Origin of the sequence: Rhizobium leguminosarum bv. viciae USDA 2370 (assembly GCF_002008365.1) — a bacterium.
Lineage (GTDB): Bacteria > Pseudomonadota > Alphaproteobacteria > Rhizobiales > Rhizobiaceae > Rhizobium > Rhizobium leguminosarum.
Window position 1 is genome coordinate 213080 of record NZ_MRDL01000037.1, and the last position, 17541, is coordinate 230620.

A 17541-nucleotide genomic window follows, 5' to 3' on the forward strand; every position below is an offset into this window, starting at 1 on the left:
AATTCGGGAAGGCTGTGCTTTTCATGCAGCTACATCCTCCAGAATATCAACATGGTAATTACCTGCGTCGGTCATCGTCAGCTTGTCACCGGAGCCCAAGATGAGGGTGGTGGTTGCTTCCTCGATGATGGCAGGACCGACCAGTCGCTGGCCTGCGGTCAAGACTGTTCCATCGTAAACGGGTGTGTCGACGAACCCCGATTGCCTGTCGATCCATACAGGCCGGCGCGAGGTTGGGACTGGATCCGATACAACGGCCCCCGCCACGGCAATCTGCAAGGCGTCCAGCTTGCCGATCGCAGCCAGTCGAAGGTTTACGATCTCGATCGAACCTGCTGGCTGTACGTAGCCGAAAAGCCGCTGGTAAACCTGCTCGAATGCTCCCCGGATGGTTGCCGCATCTGTTGCCGAGCATTCGACCGGAATAGTCCATTGCTGACCAAAATAGCGAAGGTCGTACCCGCGCTTGAGGACCGCTTTATCGCCGGTGAAACCTTCACGCGTCAGGACCTCGAGCGCCTCGCCCTGCATTTTGACGAAGGCTGCTTCGAGAACATCGGGTCCCGAGCTCTTGGCAACGTCGAGATCGTTGAGCCAACTTTTCACGTAGTCGTGACGCAGGTCTGAGTTACACATTCCGAATGCGCAGAACACTCCTGCCAGTCGCGGGATATAGAGGCTGGAGCACCCAAGTAGACGCGCAGTCGATGGGCCATGCAGAGGTCCCGCACCGCCACAAGCGACGAGGGTAAATGCGCGCGGATTGTATCCCTTCTCGAGCGAAGCCTGCTCGACCGCGTGAAGGATATTCTGTTCGACGAGTTGGATGATGCCGGCTGCGGCATCGGGGACACTGAGGCCGAGAGGCTTTGCGACATGCGTCTCAATGGCGTCGACAGCTTTTTCTAGGCTCAGTGTGATGACCCCGCCGGCATAGGGGCCGGGTTTCAGTCTTCCGAGCACGAGTTGTGCATCCGTCACGGTCGGGCGGCTACCGCCGCGACCATAGGCTGCTGGGCCTGGAGTTGAGCCCGCGCCTTCCGGCCCAGCTTTTAACAAGCCTGCGCCATCGACCGAGGCGATCGTGCCGCCGCCCGCGCCGACAGTGTGAATATCGACGGATGGTATGTTCAGGTGATAGCCATCGACCACGATCTGGTCGGTCATTGACACCATTCCGTGTTCCATGAGCGTGACATCGCAGCTCGTTCCACCGACTTCGATCGACATAAGCCGTTCCGATCCGGTGTCTTGGCCGAAGAACTTGAGCGAGCCAACACCAGCAGCAGGTCCGGACAACACCAGGCTTGCGGGCGCATGGCCTATTTCGTCGATGGATATCGCTCCGCCATTCGACTGGATCATCAAAAGCTTGCGTTTAAGGCCGAGCGACGACAAGCGATTTGAAAGGCTCTCAAGATAGGGAACAACCCGCCGCGCGACGTAAGCGTTGACGACGGTCGTGGACGTACGCTCATATTCGCCGATCGTTGGTGCAATCTCAGACGACGTCGTCACCCAGACGTCGGGGAGCAGTTTTTTGAGCTCAGCTTTCGCGGCCCTCTCATGAGCGGGGTTGGCATAGGAATGGAGGAAACAAATGGCAATCGCTTCCACTCCTTCTTCCTTGAAAACACGTACTGCAGCTGCAACCGAGCCTGGATCGAAGGGTATTCTGACGGACCCATCCTGTTCCAGGCGTTCAACGACCGGCAGCCGAAGGTAGCGAGGGACCAGCACTTCGGGAAACGGTTTCCGGTGATCCCAGACGAATTCACGCATCGAACGGCGGATTTCTAGCGAGTCGCGAAAGCCGTCGGTTACCAACAGGCCGACCTTCGCCCCCTTTTTTTCCAGCAGCGTATTGGTTGCGATGGTCGAACCGTGCACGAAAAGTTCCGTGTTCGATAGGAACGTCTCGATGTCCGTCGACAAGGCCGACGCCGCCAGCCGAATTGCGGAAAGAACACCTTCGGTCGGATCGGATGGAACCGAGGGAGCCTTAAATGCGCGCACGGCCCCCACGGAATCAACCACGACGAGGTCGGTAAATGTACCGCCAATATCAACTCCGACGCGGTAAGGTGCAATTAACATCGGCTGTTCACTCATCTTTGGTTCACCCTCAGTTATATTTGTTGTCCGAGACTGTTGCACAGATCATAGGTCCGGTTGTCCTACTGAGCACCGAGTTCCCGAGTGACGACGTTGACCAGCTTATCGGCTATGAAGGACACCTCGACCTCTGTCATAGGCGTCGAGAGTGCACCGGAGCAGTTGGGAGTTAGAAGGATGTTCTCTTCCAGCATTGCCAGTTGGATCTTGCGGATAAGCTTCGCAGTTTCGGGGCTCGGAAATGCGCTTCGATAGCCAGTAACGGGCCCCGGGCCGACGTGGAGGCGGAAAAGTGAACCCAATCCAGTCACCGTTGCAGCAACGCCAGCGTCCGCGATTCCTTTGCGAATCTTTTGGCGTAATGTCTCGCCGAGTGCGTTGAGCCGCTCGACCTCTTGCCTTGAATAGTGCTCGAGCGAGACGAGCCCGGCAGCCATACTCAGGGGGTTGGCGCTGAACGTACCGCCCATGGACACTTTTGGCTTGCCGCTAGAATGATCAAAGACTGCCATCAGGTCTGCCCGCCCAGAGACCGCTCCAATTGGCAAGCCACCGCCTATGATCTTCGCCGTGGTGATCAAATCCGGTTCGAGACCGAACAGTGGAGACGCTCCCTCATAGGTGAGGCGAAAGCTGATCACTTCGTCGGCGATGAGGATGATGCCGTCGCGACGGCACGCTTCCTGAATTGCCGACGTCGTCTCTCGCGACATTGGAACCGTGCCGGCGCGCGAGGCATGCGGATCGACGATGACCGCAGCAAGTGTTGGCCCCTCCCGGCGCAGGATGTCGGCGCAGCGCTGAGGATCATCATAAGGAAGCACGACCACTTCGTTCAACACACTGTCGGGCGTGCCTTCATTGCAGCGGACAGATGCAGGATTGCCGTTCTCGTCATCCCAGTTGGCCGGCGTTGGATCAAGACTGACTTCGATCCAATCATAGGCACCATGGTAGCAACCCTCAAACTTGGCAATTCTCTGGCGCCCCGTCAGACCCCGCGCCCCCTTGATTGCGGCAAGCACTGCCTCGGTGCCCGAGTTGCAGAAGCGGGTTTGTTCCATTCGCGGGCTCCGAGCCGCGAGAGCTTCAGCGAGAATGATTTCGCTCTCTGTCGGCATTCCGAAGGCCGTCCCCTTCGTCATTGCCTGACGGACTGCGTCCAGAACGGGTTCATAGGCGTGGCCATGAATAAGCGAGAAAAAGTTGTTTGCACAATCGAGCAGCCGGCGCTCATCCAGGTCGATGACCCAGCACCCCTCGCCACGACCGGCGTATGGCGGATGAGGCTGAAACCATGATGCAGCGCGCATCGAGCCTCCCGGAACGACTTTGCGTTCACGCAGATAGGCGGCCTTGGACCCGTTGCTGGACGCCAAAGCCGGTTCGTTGCTGCGCACCTGATCGAGTTTCATAGTGTTCTCCATCCACACTTGAGCTTGCTGCACTAAACACTATGATCCAAAGTTCTGTCAACAGGATCATGTGATCCATGTTTGTTTGGTTCATGCCAACGCGACCATTGCCAACGCGTACTCAAAAAGAGACGAGCGAATCCTCGTCTCCAGGAAGGCGACAGATCAGAATCTTTCATTTGGATCAGTTGATCCACTTGACATATTATTGGATCATGATGTTGACTGCATAAGAGGAGTTCGAAGGATAGTTCTTCGACGCCAGATCCTAGCCATGAGGTGAGAGGTGGGCGGCCCCATTGGCACAACCCCGAAGGGGTGGTCTTGCGGTTGGCTACGGAGATCTCCAATCGCCGCTCGAACAGCAACCGAAAGCTTTACCAGGAGTGGATAAGATGACCAATGAAGGCCAGGCGGCGGTTTATGACGTTGTGATTGTAGGCGCTGGCCCGTCTGGCGCCGTCGCCGCAAAACGATTGGCGGAAGAAGGTATGTCGGTTGTCTGTCTGGAACAGGGCAGTTACCCCGACTACACCAAACTCCGCCACTCTGGACTCGAATTCGAGCTTACGAAAAATCAATATTTCGCGACGAACCCAAATCGTCGCAAGGACCCTTCCGACTATCCGATCGATGTGGCGGATTCAGAGATCGAGCCATTGATGTGGAACGGCGTTGGCGGAAGTTCGGTTATTTATACAGCTGCTTGGCATCGATTGAAGCCCAGTGACTTCCGGGTCCGAACCGTGGACGGAATTGCTGACGATTGGCCTCTAAGCTATGCCGAACTCGAACCATTTTATGCCCGCGTTGAACAAGATTTTGCGGTCTCAGGCGTCGGTGGCGACCCAGCCTACCCGCCGGGCTTTGACATTCCCCTGCCCCCATTTCCGATGACTGCAATCGACCGCAAGCTTTCTGCAGCCCATGATCGCCTTGGCTGGCATTGGTGGCCCGGCAGCAATTCGATTGCGACAGTCAAGCACAACGGCCTGCATCCTTGTGTTCGCCGCGGTGCATGTGCCTGGGGCTGTTTCGACGGCGCCAAGGCATCGGTAGATCGCACGCACTGGCCCGTATGTATAAAGCTCGGGGTGAAGCTTGTTCAGAACGCTCGCGTGCTGCGCGTCGAAACCGGGTCCGATGGGCTCGCGACCGGCGTTACTTATATCGATCGCGAGAGCGGAACCACACATTTTCAACCAGGTCGTCTGGTGATCGTCTCCGCGAATGGAATAGGTACCCCGCGGCTGCTGTTGAACTCTGCGTCCACTCAGCACCCGCACGGTTTGGGCAACTCGTCTGGCATGGTCGGAAAGAGACTCATGATGCATCCCTATGGGACAGTCACGGGGCTTTTCGACGATTTCTTCGAGAATTGGCAGGGCCCATACGGGCAACGCGCATATTCACTAGAATTCGCCGAGACCCGCAAGGATACCAACTTCTACCGCGGCGCTAAGTGGCAACTTATGGGAATGGGCGGTCCGCTGGCGACGGTGGGTAGTTGGCCGTGGGGGAGCGGTGGGAATGTCTGGGGCGAAAATTTCCACGAAACGGTTAGAAAACGGTTTGGCCGCTCCGCATACTGGGGAATCATGGCCGAAGATTTGCCAAGCGAAGAAAACATGGTTGTGCTTGATCCGAACGTCACCGACGCCGAAGGCATGCCAGCGGTCAAGGTGAAATATAAATCCTCGCAGAACACATTGGACCTATTGGACTACAACGTGCTGCGCGCGACAGAATCTATGAAGGAAGCAGGCGCTTACGAAGTCTCGTCAACGCCTCCGATGCGGGAAACAGGCTGGCATATTCTTGGGACGGTGCGTATGGGCAATGACGCGACCGATTCAGTCGTCGACCGGTTTGGCCGGTCGCACGACGTTGCCAACGTTTTCGTCATGGACGGTAGCGTCATGCCAACATCGGGTGCGGTCAATCCGACGGGGACCGTGACCGCACTCGCATTGCGAAACTCGGAGGCCATCATTGCAAACCGGCGTTCACAACCGGTGAGCCAAACTGTTGAAGCACGAAAGGTTGGATATTGAGCCATGACAACCGATGACATCCATCTCTTGCAATCCAAGATCGAATGGGTTGCGGATGCACTGATCCCTAAGGATCGTGATCATGCAATGCCGTCGGCAAGTGAAGTGGGCATCTTCGAACGCTTGTTGCCCCGCGCTTTGAAAGAACGCGACGACATGGCTCCCTCTTTCTTCAGGGCGCTGGCCCGTCTGCCAGAGGATTCGCCACCGAACCCTTTAGAGGCCATCCGCGCGCTTGGCAGCGACGACTTTTATGTCATCAGCTTTCTGATTGCGGGTGCTTATTTTCTCGACGAGGCCGTCACTGGAAAGCTGCGATATCCGGGCCAGGAAGCTCTTTACGAGACGCCGGACTATGACGAAATCATGGAAACAGTCGAGCGGGTTCAAGAACGAGGGTCCGTCTATCTGGACGTACCGGAGCCGCTGTAGGCTTGGCATTTCTGCCCTCGCGATGTCACCGAAAAGCGGTGCTCTGCCCCAACGTTTAGAATGGATCTTGGATGAGGTGTCAGCGCCGCCTTTTCGGGCGTCGCGACGATCATGGCTCCGAATTCGACTGCAGCACCGGTGAAACCCGCCTGCCCTAACGCTCCGGCGTAAGCACGCGCCGCGATGACAGGTGGGCTCGACGCCAGCCAGAAGCGGTCCGCCACATCGCTCACGGGTGAGCGCCCAGTCGCGAGTTTTCAGACACGATCCGCACCTGAACCTCGTCTGTCGATGAACGGGTTAAGCGCCCAAGGGAGCACTTTCCCAGGATTGAAAAGCCCATTTGGATCGATTGCCGACTTGATGCGCCGCATCATCTCAAGCTTGCCCTCAGCACCGTAGCGGAGAAGGAGGTCGAGTTTCACGCGCCCAATGCCATACTCGGCGCTGAATGTCCCGCCCATCTCAAAGACCAGACGGTAGATTTCGGGAGAGATTTCCTCTTCAACTCTTTTCCGGAAATCACCCTTATCCGCCCCAGGCGGCGCGACAATATTGAAATGGACGTTGCCGTCACCGACGTGACCGTAGATCGACAGGATGGAGCCCGACCACCTGTCCTGAACAAGACGAGACGCGGCCTCGACGAAATCCGCCACCCTGGAGGTTCGTACCGCGATGTCGTGTTTAATGGAACCGCCGTGATGAACCTCCGCCTCGGGTATGTTCTCACGCAGATACCATAAGGCGGCTCTTTGCTGCTGGCTGGCCGCGATCGTCGCATCAACGATCAAGCCGGCTTCATAGAGTTCGCCGAGAAGCGCGCTCATACAGTCCTCAAAATTCAAGACAGGCGACACGGTTGTCGCCTCCAGAATGACGTAGTGCTCGCTTTCTTGCTGCAGGGGATGACGCAGATTGTTTTTGGCGTTGAAAAGGAGATTCAGTGACGTGCGTGAAATGTATTCGAACGAGGTGATCGCTTCCCCGGTTTGGACTTGAGCGGCACTCAGAATTGACGCAAGGGAGGCGATATCCCTGATTGCCAAGAACGCCGTGACTGTCTCGCGGGGCTTTCTCACGAGCTTCAGACTGACTCCCGTAATGACGCCTAGCGTCCCTTCCGCACCGATGAAGAGCTGTTTGACATCGTATCCCGAGTTATTTTTGCGCAGCGGAGCCAACTCACTGTAGAGCGAGCCATCGGGCAATACCGCTTCCAATCCAAGGACCAGCTCTCGCGTCATTCCATGTCGCAAAACATTGATCCCACCCGCATTGGTCGACAAGTTGCCACCGATACGACACGATTGTTGTGAACCGAGGGCGAGGGGCAACATCAGGCCGGCTTCGTCGGCGGCGCGCTGCAAGTCTGCAAGTATAATTCCCGCATCGACGGTCACGGAGAGGTTCTCATTGTCGAGATCACGCAACCTCGTCATCCTCTCCAAACTGATCAGCAACTCGTCGCCATCATCGCTTGGGGTGGCGGCGGCGCAGTAGCTGGTATTCCCACCCTGCGGCACGATGGCGACACCATGCTTTGCACAAACACGGACGATCGTCTGGACATCGGCCGTGTTGCGCGGGCGCAGCAAAGCAGGCGTTCGTCCCGTGTATTGCCGGCGAAAGTCGGTGAGGTAGGACGACAGGATATCCTGATCCCGAGTTACCAGGTCCTGGGGCAGTTCCAAAAGCGCGCATTCGAGATTGTGCATCCTCTTCCTATCCTTACCGCTGGTCCGGTTCGTGCGCCTGTCTGCGCTCCAAGAGCAGGGCCGTTGGCGTTTTCAACCCGTCATCGCGTGACAAGATCTGGAAGAGGTTCTCCTTGCAGCGCGCGGCGCGCCCTCTCGACGGCCTGCTCTTGGAGCGCACCCAGTGACGTCGTGGAACGCCACGCGACGTGGGGGGTGAACAGCGTATTGGGTGCTTCGCGTAGTGGATGGGCTGCCGGAAGCGGTTCATGCGCAAAAGTGTCGAGACCTGCACCGGCGATCGTTCCGGCGGTAAGGGCCGCAGCCAGTGCCTCCTCGTCGATCAACCCCCCTCGGGAGACATTCACGATTACCGCATTGCGCCGCATGCGCTTGAGGACTTCGTCGGAAATCAAGTGACGCGTCTCATCTGTCAGCGGCAAATGCAACGAGACGACATCCGACTCTTCAAGCACCTGCTTCAGCGAGGCGGCTGTAACGCCCTCGAATGTCGAGATTGGATCGAAGGCATGCACTTTGGCGCCGATCGCCGCCCACCACGTGGCAACTAACCGCCCGATCCGGCCAGTACCGACAATGCCAACCTGAAGGTTCGAAAGTTTGGGCGTATCGAGACCAATTGTCCCAGCCCACTGACCCGCCCCGATCGCCGCGTGCCCCTGGGGAATACGCCGCGCGAGCGCCAAACCCATGGCCAGGGCGTGAGAGGCAACTTCTTCGGAAGCTGTGTCCGGCACGATTGTCACGGGTACCCCGACTTTGTTGGCGGCCGCGACGTCGATGTTGTCATAGCCGACGCCATATCGCACGACTGCCTTGCAACGCTGCAGCAATCCAAATTCCTCTGCCGTCATCTTGGCATAGGGCGTGACCATGACGATTTCGGCCTCAGCCATGCGACTGCGGAATGACGCTTGGTCATCCGCTACGACAATCTCACGCCCCATGCGTTCGGCGAGCGCGCGTTCGCGGTCGACGTTTGGGAAACGATGGGGGGCAACGAGGATAATTCCTGTCTCATTGTTTGTAGTCATGCCAATAATCCTCCGCGCTCGGCGATTGCATCTTGATGCTAGGTTTTGCTTGGTCTTACCGACCAATGTCAGCTCAATGTGTCGAGATCGATCAGTTCAATCTTGTAGCCATCCGGATCTTCCACGAAGGCGAGCACTGTCGTTCCGTGCTTCATTGGGCCGGCCGGTCGTGGAATCTTGGCGCCATTTGCCGCAAGCTCGTTGCAGACGTCATAAATGTTCCTGACACCGAGCGCGATGTGGCCATAGCCATTGCCAAGCTCATAGGCAGTTTCCTGCTCCCAGTTATGGGTGAGCTCTAGAACGGCATGGGTCTCCTCGGGACCGTAACCGACAAAGGCGATAGTGAACTTCCCATCGGGATATTCCAGACGGCGCAGCAGCTTCATGCCAAGCAGCCGTGTGTAAAAGTCTATCGACTTGTCGAGGTCTTTGACGCGCACCATCGTGTGCAATACCCGAAATTTTGGCTCGATCATTTCGCTTCCTTTTGCTGTCTGGCATCACAAGGTGACGCTTCATCGGTCGCATAGCGCGGTAACTCATGGCGAATAGCGCCCCGTCGAGAAATCGCGGTGGTTGCCGCAGAAACGCGCCAGGGCTGTTAATCCGCTGGGTACTTCTGTGCTTTGCTAAGATGAAATGCGTCGGACCCATGCTGGAGGATGCCTCCTACCTAGGCCCCTCGATTGATCATCGTCCACAGTGAACACATGATCCTTGTGCGTGTCAATAGGATCATGTGATCCAGAATGTCTTTTCGCGCATGACCTGCACGCAGCAGCTCGGCTTTGGACGCGACAATAAGCAGCCACAAGCCCGCGCGCCCTCGGCGGCAGGGATGAAGAAATTGAGACCCAAAGAAGAGCAGAGCGGCTACGTGCTCCACCAACAATCGCCAAATCGTTAAATTGGATCACATGATCCTCTTGACAGCGCTCTGGATCATAGTGTTCACTTGAGCTAACGACAAAGGGAACAAGGGCGAGAAAGTTGGGTCTTGCGCTTTACGCGATCTTGCGGGCCATGCCCCTCAAGCGCGACGGAGGCGACGATGCCTACCGGTAGTCAGGATCACCAGAAAATCGACCCTCTGAAGGAGAGAGCATGACTTCGGTCACTTTCACAAATGTCTGGAAGCAATTCGGTACGCACGTCGCAATCGAAGACCTCAACCTTGAGATCAAGGATGGCGAGTTCATGGTCTTCGTCGGTCCATCTGGCTGCGGCAAGACGACGACCCTAAGGATGCTGGCCGGGCTGGACACGCCAACCTACGGGAAGATTCTGCTCGGTCGTGATGACATCACGCTGACGCCGCCTGGGCGTCGCAACATTTCAATGGTGTTTCAAAGCTACGCGCTCTACCCGCATATGACGGTCCGCCAGAATCTTGCGTTTGGGCCGCAAATAAGGCACGAGAACAAAGCGGAAATCGCCGCCAGTGTTGAAGGCGTGGCCAAGCTTGTCGGACTTGAGCCGCTCTTGAGCCGCTTTCCAAGTGAGCTCTCGGGAGGGCAGCGCCAACGTGTCGCTCTCGCGCGGTCGATGATCCGCCGGCCGCGTATTTTCCTGCTCGATGAGCCGCTATCGAACCTCGATGCGAGCCTAAGAACGCACATGCGGACCGAAATCGCCGACTTGCAGCGTCAGCTGGGTGTGACGACCGTCTATGTCACCCATGACCAGGTGGAGGCGATGACGATGGGCCATCGTATTGCCGTTTTCGATCACGGTCGCATTTTGCAAGTTGCTACGCCAGCAGAGCTTTACCGAGCGCCGGCCAACAAGGTTGTCGGCATGTTTATCGGATCGCCCAGAATGAATATCCTGCCGGCGACCGTGCACGCCGAAGGCGACCGGGTCAATGTGCGGTGCTTCGGTACCTCCTTTTCGATGGGGAGCGGCCATTTCGCTACGGATCTGTTGCCGCAAAAGATCGAGCTAGGCGTCCGGCCGGATGAACTTCAATGGGTGAAGGATGCGCCTTCACGATGCACTGAAAAAATCAGCGGAATTGTAACGTCCCTCGAAACGACTGGGTCCGACACGTTTGTCCTCGTCGATGTCGAGGGAACGGAAGTGAACTCCAAATTTCCAAGCTTTGCTCCTGTAAAGCGAGGGGACGCGGTCGAATTGGTCTTTGATCCCTCAGACCTGCATTTCTTCGATGAGGGGACAGGCAAAAGCCTGAAAGGCGACGTCGGCCAATAAAATAACTGAGTGGAACGCAATCTAAACTGGGAGATAAAGTTGATGCTCAATGCCCGAAATGAAAGCAAATTCTATGGGAAAGAAAATAAACAGTCCGGTTATGTGGCGACGGTGGATCAGTCTACTCCACGTCGGTCGATAATCGTCAAGTCACTTGGCCGAACACTGCGCAATATCGCGTTTCCAACCGTGCTCGCTATGACCGGCCTCGCAACAGCCTCTGTCGAAGGCGTCCAGGCTGCCACAGTGAAGGTCGCGTTCAGTTTGAACTGGACCTTTGCTGATCCCAAGCTTGCTAAAAAGTGGTTCGACAACATCAAGACAGAATTCGAGAAGAAGCATCCCGGCGATACAATGGAGTTGATCCCCGTCCCGGGAACCTATGATGACTTCATCACGAAACTGAGCCTCCTTTACAATTCGCCCGACACCAAACCGGACATCGTCCAATATTTCGACATCAACGTTGGTCAGTTTGCAGCCAGCGACCTTCTTTCCCCGCTTGACGACAAGGTCGCGGACGCGCCTTGGTGGAAGGACACGCCCGCCCCCGTACAAGCGTCTGGAAAATACGACGGCAAGATCTATTCGGTGGCCCAGGGGATAAACACCTATGGCATCTTATTTGATCGGACACTGACGGAGAAAGCCGGGCTGCCGAAGGATTGGAAGCCCAAATCCTGGAAGGACATTCTGGATGGTGCCCGTGCGATCAAGAAGACATCGCCGGATGCTTCGCCCCTCTACGTGATCACTGGAACGGCGCAGGGAACGTTCGGCGTCGTCGCAGGACCCGGCTTGCTTCTTTCAGCCTCTAGCAATCCGACGATCTACGACCAGGAAACAAAAAAATGGGTGGTCGACAGCAAGGGCATCCGCGAAGTCCTGAACTTCTACAGGACGGCTGCCTCTGAAGGCCTTCTTGCGCCCACTTCGCAGATCATGGACCCCAATGGGGCGACACATCCAGCCGAGGCGCTCCATGATCACAAATTCGGGATTACCTTCGCCGGCAACTGGATCCCGGTTTTTTGGAGCAAGGAAATTTGTGCGCCTTGCTGGGACGATAAGGAAAAGACGATCGGTTTCAGCGAAATTCCGACGGCTGAAGGTCAGCAACCCGGCATCGGGGCGAGTTTCAATGGCGTCGTGTTGTCGATGTCCAAGGACCCTTCCGACCCCAAGCTGGCCTGGTCCGCGATGGAAATCATGCAGGCGAGGGAAAATCTGCTGAACATCGCCGCTTGGGTTCCTGTGGTTCCCGCGACAGCATCGCTGAAAACCGACAAGTCTTATCTTTCGCTGACACAGGAACCTTTTCAGAAATCGTTTGCTGAATTGAGCTCAAGCTCGCGGAGCATGCCATCACAGGCTGAGTTCCCGATTTGGGGCAACGCGTTCCAACAGGCCACCCAGGCAATGGTGCTGAAGCCGGAAACCACGATCGATGAAGGTGTCAACATTCTTCGATCCTACATGGCAACACAAGTGGGCGAAGAGAACTTGGAGACCCTGCCTTGACATCAAAGCGCGCCTTAAGCGCCGTCAGAGGGCCAGTTCATCAAACTGGCCCTCAGAACGCCGCAAGCTCGGATGCAGCCAGACACACGCGACTTGATCAGCCGCGTGTGAACCCGATGTCTTTCGTCCTTCTTTCGCCGGCGGCAGTGCTTCTCGGCGCGTTTTTCCTAGGGCCGGTGATCTATGCGATTTATCTCGGCTTCACGAACCTTCAGTTGATTGGCATCCATGCCATCAACTACCGTTTTACCGGCTTCACCAATGTTGCGTTTCTGCTGGGCGACGCGGTCTTTTACAAGTCTCTGTGGCTGACGGTTGTTTTTGTCGTCGGCTCGGGTGCCATGGCGACGACCCTGCTCGGGCTAGTTTTGGCACTTGCCCTGCAGAATTGCATTGCGCCGGTTCGGTGGATCGCTAGTGCTGCCGCGATTTTGGCCTGGACACTACCCCCAACAACGATCGCTTTTCTGTGGCTGGCGACGAGCACGCAGTCCGGCTTGATCGCAATCATGGTGGGCAATTCCCGGCTCGATATTCTATATCAAAACGCCATGCTGGTCGTTTCTACAGCCAACGCCTGGTCATTGGCAGGACTTGCCATGACAATGTTCTCGGCCGCGCTTCGCAACATACCGGGAGACTTGATGGAGGCGGCACAACTCGAAGGCTGCACGCCGTTCCAGTCGCTCCTGAGAATAACGCTTCCACTGCTGAAACCGACGATCGTTACCTGTGCACTCTTGATGATGCTGATGACCTTCGGCAATTTCACTCTGATCTATCTGATGACCGGGGGCGGGCCGGGGAATGATACTAACATCCTCCCGGTCTATACATACCAACAGGGCTTCAAATTCCATAACCTGGGCTACGCCGCCCTCCTGGGCAATGTCATGGTGCTGCTTTCCGCCTTGCTGGGGGGCATGTTCGTCTGGGCCACCAAGACCCGCCGGCAAGATGAGCCCGTAAATAATGATCCAAAGTAAGAAGGCGACTTCGATGCAGACAGTTCACGTCGATCCGATGCCGTCCCTGCAGGGGTTGAAGCGGAACCGGCCCAGGAAGATCACCACCGAGAGGATTGTCGGCAATTCCACAGCTCTCGTGCTGGCGGCATTTTTTTCCTTACCGATGCTTTGGATGGTTCTTGCCTCGGTCGATCATAGCGCGACAAACCAGCTAAGGGTCCCTGACCTAACTGCGGAGCATTACTGGGTTGCCGTACAGCTTGAAAATCTCTCGGCATTCGGCAACAGCTTGCTGCTTTCGGTCATCGCGACGGTCATCGGGACCGCGGCAGCCTTCGTTGCGGCATACGTCTTCTCCAAGCACAACATCCCCTTCAAAAACCCGATCTTGCTCACGATCCTCTTTCTCTCGGGCGTCCCGATCTCGATATTGATCGTGCCGGTCTACAAAATGTTCGCCACACTGGGTTGGCTGTCCATTATACCAACGGGCGTGTTGCTGGGCGTGACGGCGATCCCTTTCCAGATCTATCAGTTGAAGAATTTCATCGACGCCGTACCGCCGGAATTGGAAGAAGCGGCAGCGCTTGAGCAAGCCAACACCCTGCAGATCCTGTTTCGAGTGATTTTGCCACTGACGAAACCCGGCCTGGCGTCGGCGGCAATCTTCGGCTTTGTGAATGCTTGGGGCAACTTCCTTTTGCCGGTCGTCCTCATCAACAGTCTCGCCGACCAACCCGCACCCGTGCATCTTTTTGGGTTCATGGGATCGAACTCGATCGACTACGGCGTCATAGCGGCTTATTCGATCGTCTATTCGTTACCTGTCATCATTCTGTTCCTGGGCATGTCACGCCAGTTCAAAGCGGGATTTGCGCTGGGAGGAGCGGTCAAGTGACTGCGCGACGTTTAGGAGTGCGCCCGGTTTGAAGACCCTCGTCAAAAGCCATCTGATGATGCGCACGCTTATTTCCGCTTCAGCCATCGCATTGACGATGTCTGCCTTTGCGCAAGATGGGATCGGAGATCTTGCCGGTTTTTTGAGCGGTTTCAATTATTTGCCATCCAAGTTCGACCACACAATTGCGATGCTGCTTGTGGGCCTATTCTCATTTCGGCTTGGCGGACGCGCGGTTTGGCTTTTGCCGGGGGCCTTCATCGTCATCATGTTTCTAGGTAGCAGAATCGGAGTTGCCGGCGCCTTACCGTTTATAGGAAGCGGTGCCAGTCTGTCGCTCGTCCTGTTTGGAGCGATCGTCGCTTTCAATATCAAAATCCCGGTGAACGCTACGATGAGCTTCGCCGGCGTCTTCGCACTACTTCACGGCCAAATGCTTGGAGAGGAGATGAATGGCAATTTAGGCGGCGTTGCCTATTTAAGCGGTTTTGCTGCGGCCACGGTTCTTTTGGATGCGGTGGGAGCCGCTCTCGCCTGGGCTATCGCCGGCATCGATGACGGCTGGGGGCCGATTGATGCGCGAACAGGTTGCGGCATCTCAACCATCGCCGGTTTCGGAGTCGGGGCAGCCGTATTCTAACTAAACTAATCGAGACCATCAGGCTGCGCCAACCTCAACTGGATCACAGAAAAAGCAGGTTCGCAGCCAACGGGCCGAAACGCGATGCTGCCTAGACCAGGTCCAAGTTGCTCTGGGCTTCCTGCAAAAGCTTCTGTTCGCTTTGTGCCGTGCGCCCGAAGTACGGGTGGAACTCGCGACTGAATTGTGAAGTACCCTTGTATCCGACGGCATGTGCGACGGCGGCGATTCCAATATCTGCGGACTTGAGCAGACCACGAGCCTCATGAAGTCTTGCCGCTTTCAAATAAGCTAGTTGTTTAGTCCCGGCATTTGCTGGAGCGGATCGAGGGTAAAGCGTTCGGGCTGTGAAGCCCATGCCTTGCAGATGAACTCGTATGGTGTGAGGCCGTTGAGGGTCTTGAGCCTGCGGCCGAAATTGTAAGCGGCGACGAAGTCGGCAAGATGCTGGCGCAGTTGATCGTGGCTTTCATAGTAAAAGCGTCTGGCGGTGGCATCCTTGATGGTTCGGTTCATTCTCTCAACCTGGCCGTTGGTCCATGGATGCTTTACCTTGGTGGTACGGTGCTCGATATCATTGGTGGCGCAGGTGTATTCGAAGGCATGGGCCCAGAAACGTTCGCCATTGGCGATCGCTTCTTTGATCAGCGGCACAGCGGGCCCTCCAGCGCCGGGCGTAGTGAACTGGATCCCGTTATCGGTGAGCACGGTGTGGATCTTGTAGGGGACGGCTGCAATCAAGCGTAGGAGAAACTCGCGCGAGATGGCGGTGGTGGCCTTCTCGTGCAGTTCGACGAAGGCAAACTTTGAGGTGCGATCGATGGCAACGAACATATATAGCTTGCCTCGCTCGGTGCGCACCTCGGCAATGTCGATGTGGAAGTAGCCGATCGGGTAGCTCTTGAACTTCTTCTTCGCCGGCCTGTCGCCGTCGACATCCGGCAAGCGGCCGATGCCGTGACGCTGCAGGCAACGATGCAGCGAAGACCGCGTAAGATGCGTGATTGTCGGCTGCAGTGCATAGAGGCAGTCATCGAGCGGCAGCAGCGCATACCGGCGAAAGGCAACGATAACGGCCTCCTCCTCGATGGAGAGCACCGTCGATCTCGGCTCTTTCGGGCCGGTCGGAAGGTCCGCTACCGAGGACCGATTCCGCCACTTGGCGACGGTCTTCTGATTGATTCCGTAACGCTTCGAAAGCGTCCTCAGGCTCTCTTGACTATGTTGTATCGCTCGACGGACTGCCTCTGTCGTCGTGGCGCTCCCATGAAGAACCTGGCCCATAGCGCATCCTTTGATTCGGAAGAAAAGGATGCCCCATCAAAGCCTGGGATCAAACAGCTAAAACTTCGACGGAGTCGACGATCACTCGATTTCGCCACCGTTGTTCAATCACCCGATCCGAAATTTCTTCATCTAGTCGGATACTCCGTTGAGCGGTTGGCTGTCCAAACAGTAGTCGTTTTCGTGGAAGTCGCAACGCCAGCTTGCGCCGCTATGCCAGAGCAGGTCATGCGGCGATTAGCAAATCTACCGATAATCTCGGTGAAGGTGCGGGCGGCCCGCCGCTTACCTTATAGGTTTAAAAATTTAGCAGACATTCTGACCGCAACGACGTCTGCGACAATTGACAACGCCAGAGAAGACGCACTCTTGGCTTTGCCGAAAATTCCGATCGGAGCCTTGATCCGGTCAATATCGGCCTCACTGTAGCCGTAGTCCGCCAAAGCCATGATCCGCCTACCGTGCGTGCGTAGGCTTCCCAAAGCGCCGATATAAAAAGGCCGGCTGTCGAGCGCGAGCCGCAAGAGCGGTATCTCCCGCTCCAGATCGTGATAGAGCAATGCGACGGCAGTGAAAGGGTCGATCAACGACTTTAAAGAACTGGCCGTCATCTGCCCGTCGACGAGATGGATGTCGATGCCGGCGGCGCGCGCGACATCTGCAGTTGCAGTCGCTTCGATCGAACGGCCACAAACGAGCAGTCTAGTGGTCGGTTGGTAGGCGATGACGAAATCCTCACCGTCCCACTGCGACGCAACATGGAGCCGCCGGTCGACGGATAGTCGCTCCGAGGCGGGACTATATCTGAGAGCTGTTCCCCGTCTTAGCTCGAGTTCACAGATCACGTCCTCCAATTCTCTGGCGCTCTGCAGCCGGTGGATCGCGAGATTGATCCCTCCGCCGCACGGAAGAACAATATCAAAAAGCCGCGACCCTTCGCCCAGCCGCAGGAAGCGATCCTGCCCGTTTTGCAAGGCCTCCAATGCTTCTGCTGCAACGGCGCTCTCTGTACAGCCGCCAGAAACGAAGCCGCAGTAGAGGCCATCGGCCCTAACAACCATTTGCGAGCCGAGCGGACGTGCCGAGCCGCCTCGGATCTCGACCAAGGTTACCAGGGCGGTCGCTATCCCCGCCTGAACCGAGGCGCAAGCATAACGCAAAATTTCAACCGGCACGTCTGTCGAGAGGCCTACCGAGGGAACGACAGGGTCGATCATGGGGCGGCGTGCCGCCATGGCTTCCTCCAGC

The 17541-nt window shown here is 56.7% G+C and carries 15 protein-coding genes; 7 read left to right on the plus strand and 8 right to left on the minus strand.

Features of this window, described 5'->3' with window-relative positions:
- Nucleotides 1-21: 21 nt before the first annotated feature.
- Nucleotides 22-2112 carry a hydantoinase/oxoprolinase family protein gene (locus BS629_RS20085; protein ID WP_245315091.1) on the minus strand — a complete coding sequence of 697 codons (2091 nt, stop codon included), beginning with the start codon at nt 2110-2112 and terminating at the stop codon, nt 22-24.
- A gap of 65 nt (nt 2113-2177) precedes the next feature.
- Complete coding sequence (locus BS629_RS20090) at nt 2178-3530, minus strand: aspartate aminotransferase family protein (RefSeq protein WP_077988370.1); 1353 nt, start codon at nt 3528-3530, stop codon at nt 2178-2180.
- A 395-nt stretch (nt 3531-3925) separates the two neighbouring features.
- Here BS629_RS20090 and BS629_RS20095 point away from each other — a divergent pair, with 395 nt between their 5' ends.
- Together BS629_RS20095 and BS629_RS20100 are read left to right on the plus strand one after the other, a co-directional pair.
- Nucleotides 3926-5584: a GMC family oxidoreductase gene (locus tag BS629_RS20095; protein WP_077988371.1), complete on the plus strand. Its 1659-nt coding sequence runs from the start codon at nt 3926-3928 to the stop codon at nt 5582-5584.
- Nucleotides 5585-5587: 3 nt separating this feature from the next.
- Complete coding sequence (locus BS629_RS20100; protein WP_077988372.1) at nt 5588-6016, plus strand: hypothetical protein; 429 nt, start codon at nt 5588-5590, stop codon at nt 6014-6016.
- Nucleotides 6017-6273: 257 nt separating this feature from the next.
- Here the strand turns inward: BS629_RS20100 and BS629_RS20105 are convergent, their stop codons facing one another.
- The 3 genes from BS629_RS20105 to gloA all read right to left on the minus strand — a co-directional run bounded on the left by BS629_RS20105 (nt 6274) and on the right by gloA (nt 9247).
- The gene (locus BS629_RS20105; RefSeq protein WP_077988373.1) at nt 6274-7734 is read right to left on the minus strand and encodes an FAD-binding oxidoreductase; all 1461 of its coding nucleotides are present in this window, start codon (nt 7732-7734) and stop codon (nt 6274-6276) included.
- Between the two features lie 80 nt (nt 7735-7814).
- On the minus strand, nt 7815-8768 hold the full coding sequence (locus BS629_RS20110) for a C-terminal binding protein (protein WP_077988374.1): 954 nt from the start codon (nt 8766-8768) through the stop codon (nt 7815-7817).
- A 68-nt stretch (nt 8769-8836) separates the two neighbouring features.
- The gene (gene gloA / locus BS629_RS20115) at nt 8837-9247 is read right to left on the minus strand and encodes a lactoylglutathione lyase (RefSeq protein ID WP_077988375.1); all 411 of its coding nucleotides are present in this window, start codon (nt 9245-9247) and stop codon (nt 8837-8839) included.
- Nucleotides 9248-9875: 628 nt separating this feature from the next.
- Here gloA and BS629_RS20120 point away from each other — a divergent pair.
- Genes BS629_RS20120 through BS629_RS20140 form a run of 5 tightly spaced genes read left to right on the plus strand, consistent with a single transcriptional unit; the run spans nt 9876 to nt 15009 of the window.
- Entirely contained in the window at nt 9876-10982 is a 1107-nt protein-coding gene (locus BS629_RS20120; protein ID WP_077988376.1) for an ABC transporter ATP-binding protein, read from the plus strand.
- A 42-nt stretch (nt 10983-11024) separates the two neighbouring features.
- Complete coding sequence (locus BS629_RS20125) at nt 11025-12503, plus strand: ABC transporter substrate-binding protein (RefSeq protein ID WP_077988377.1); 1479 nt, start codon at nt 11025-11027, stop codon at nt 12501-12503.
- Nucleotides 12500-13489: a carbohydrate ABC transporter permease gene (locus BS629_RS20130; protein WP_077988378.1), complete on the plus strand. Its 990-nt coding sequence runs from the start codon at nt 12500-12502 to the stop codon at nt 13487-13489. Before BS629_RS20125 ends, BS629_RS20130 begins: the two co-directional genes overlap by 4 nt.
- A gap of 37 nt (nt 13490-13526) precedes the next feature.
- Nucleotides 13527-14369, plus strand: a complete 843-nt coding sequence (locus BS629_RS20135) for a carbohydrate ABC transporter permease (protein ID WP_245315092.1) — start codon at nt 13527-13529, stop codon at nt 14367-14369.
- A gap of 28 nt (nt 14370-14397) precedes the next feature.
- Nucleotides 14398-15009 (plus strand): HupE/UreJ family protein, encoded by a 612-nt coding sequence (locus tag BS629_RS20140; protein ID WP_077988380.1) that lies wholly within the window; start codon nt 14398-14400, stop codon nt 15007-15009.
- 91 nt (nt 15010-15100) lie between these two features.
- Here the strand turns inward: BS629_RS20140 and BS629_RS20145 are convergent, their stop codons facing one another.
- From BS629_RS20145 to BS629_RS20155, 3 genes are all read right to left on the minus strand, one after another.
- On the minus strand, nt 15101-15367 hold the full coding sequence (locus BS629_RS20145) for a helix-turn-helix domain-containing protein (protein WP_245315093.1): 267 nt from the start codon (nt 15365-15367) through the stop codon (nt 15101-15103).
- A complete protein-coding gene (locus BS629_RS20150) occupies nt 15301-16293 on the minus strand; it encodes an IS481 family transposase (protein WP_077988381.1) in 993 nt (330 codons plus the stop codon). Before BS629_RS20150 ends, BS629_RS20145 begins: the two co-directional genes overlap by 67 nt.
- A gap of 290 nt (nt 16294-16583) precedes the next feature.
- Complete coding sequence (locus tag BS629_RS20155; RefSeq protein WP_077988382.1) at nt 16584-17528, minus strand: XdhC family protein; 945 nt, start codon at nt 17526-17528, stop codon at nt 16584-16586.
- Nucleotides 17529-17541: the final 13 nt, after the last annotated feature.

Bases quoted from the DNA above. Each gene is read 5' to 3' on its own strand.
- BS629_RS20125 (WP_077988377.1), top strand. From the start codon at position 11,025: ATGCTCAATGCCCGAAATGAAAGCAAATTCTATGGGAAAGAAAATAAA.
- BS629_RS20090 (WP_077988370.1), bottom strand. From the start codon at position 3,530: ATGAAACTCGATCAGGTGCGCAGCAACGAACCGGCTTTGGCGTCCAGC.
- BS629_RS20095 (WP_077988371.1), top strand. From the start codon at position 3,926: ATGACCAATGAAGGCCAGGCGGCGGTTTATGACGTTGTGATTGTAGGC.
- gloA (WP_077988375.1), bottom strand. From the start codon at position 9,247: ATGATCGAGCCAAAATTTCGGGTATTGCACACGATGGTGCGCGTCAAA.
- BS629_RS20100 (WP_077988372.1), top strand. From the start codon at position 5,588: ATGACAACCGATGACATCCATCTCTTGCAATCCAAGATCGAATGGGTT.
- BS629_RS20135 (WP_245315092.1), top strand. From the start codon at position 13,527: ATGCCGTCCCTGCAGGGGTTGAAGCGGAACCGGCCCAGGAAGATCACC.
- BS629_RS20150 (WP_077988381.1), bottom strand. From the start codon at position 16,293: ATGGGCCAGGTTCTTCATGGGAGCGCCACGACGACAGAGGCAGTCCGT.
- BS629_RS20120 (WP_077988376.1), top strand. From the start codon at position 9,876: ATGACTTCGGTCACTTTCACAAATGTCTGGAAGCAATTCGGTACGCAC.
- BS629_RS20105 (WP_077988373.1), bottom strand. From the start codon at position 7,734: ATGCACAATCTCGAATGCGCGCTTTTGGAACTGCCCCAGGACCTGGTA.
- BS629_RS20110 (WP_077988374.1), bottom strand. From the start codon at position 8,768: ATGACTACAAACAATGAGACAGGAATTATCCTCGTTGCCCCCCATCGT.
- BS629_RS20145 (WP_245315093.1), bottom strand. From the start codon at position 15,367: ATGGGCTTCACAGCCCGAACGCTTTACCCTCGATCCGCTCCAGCAAAT.
- BS629_RS20155 (WP_077988382.1), bottom strand. From the start codon at position 17,528: ATGGCGGCACGCCGCCCCATGATCGACCCTGTCGTTCCCTCGGTAGGC.
- BS629_RS20085 (WP_245315091.1), bottom strand. From the start codon at position 2,112: ATGAGTGAACAGCCGATGTTAATTGCACCTTACCGCGTCGGAGTTGAT.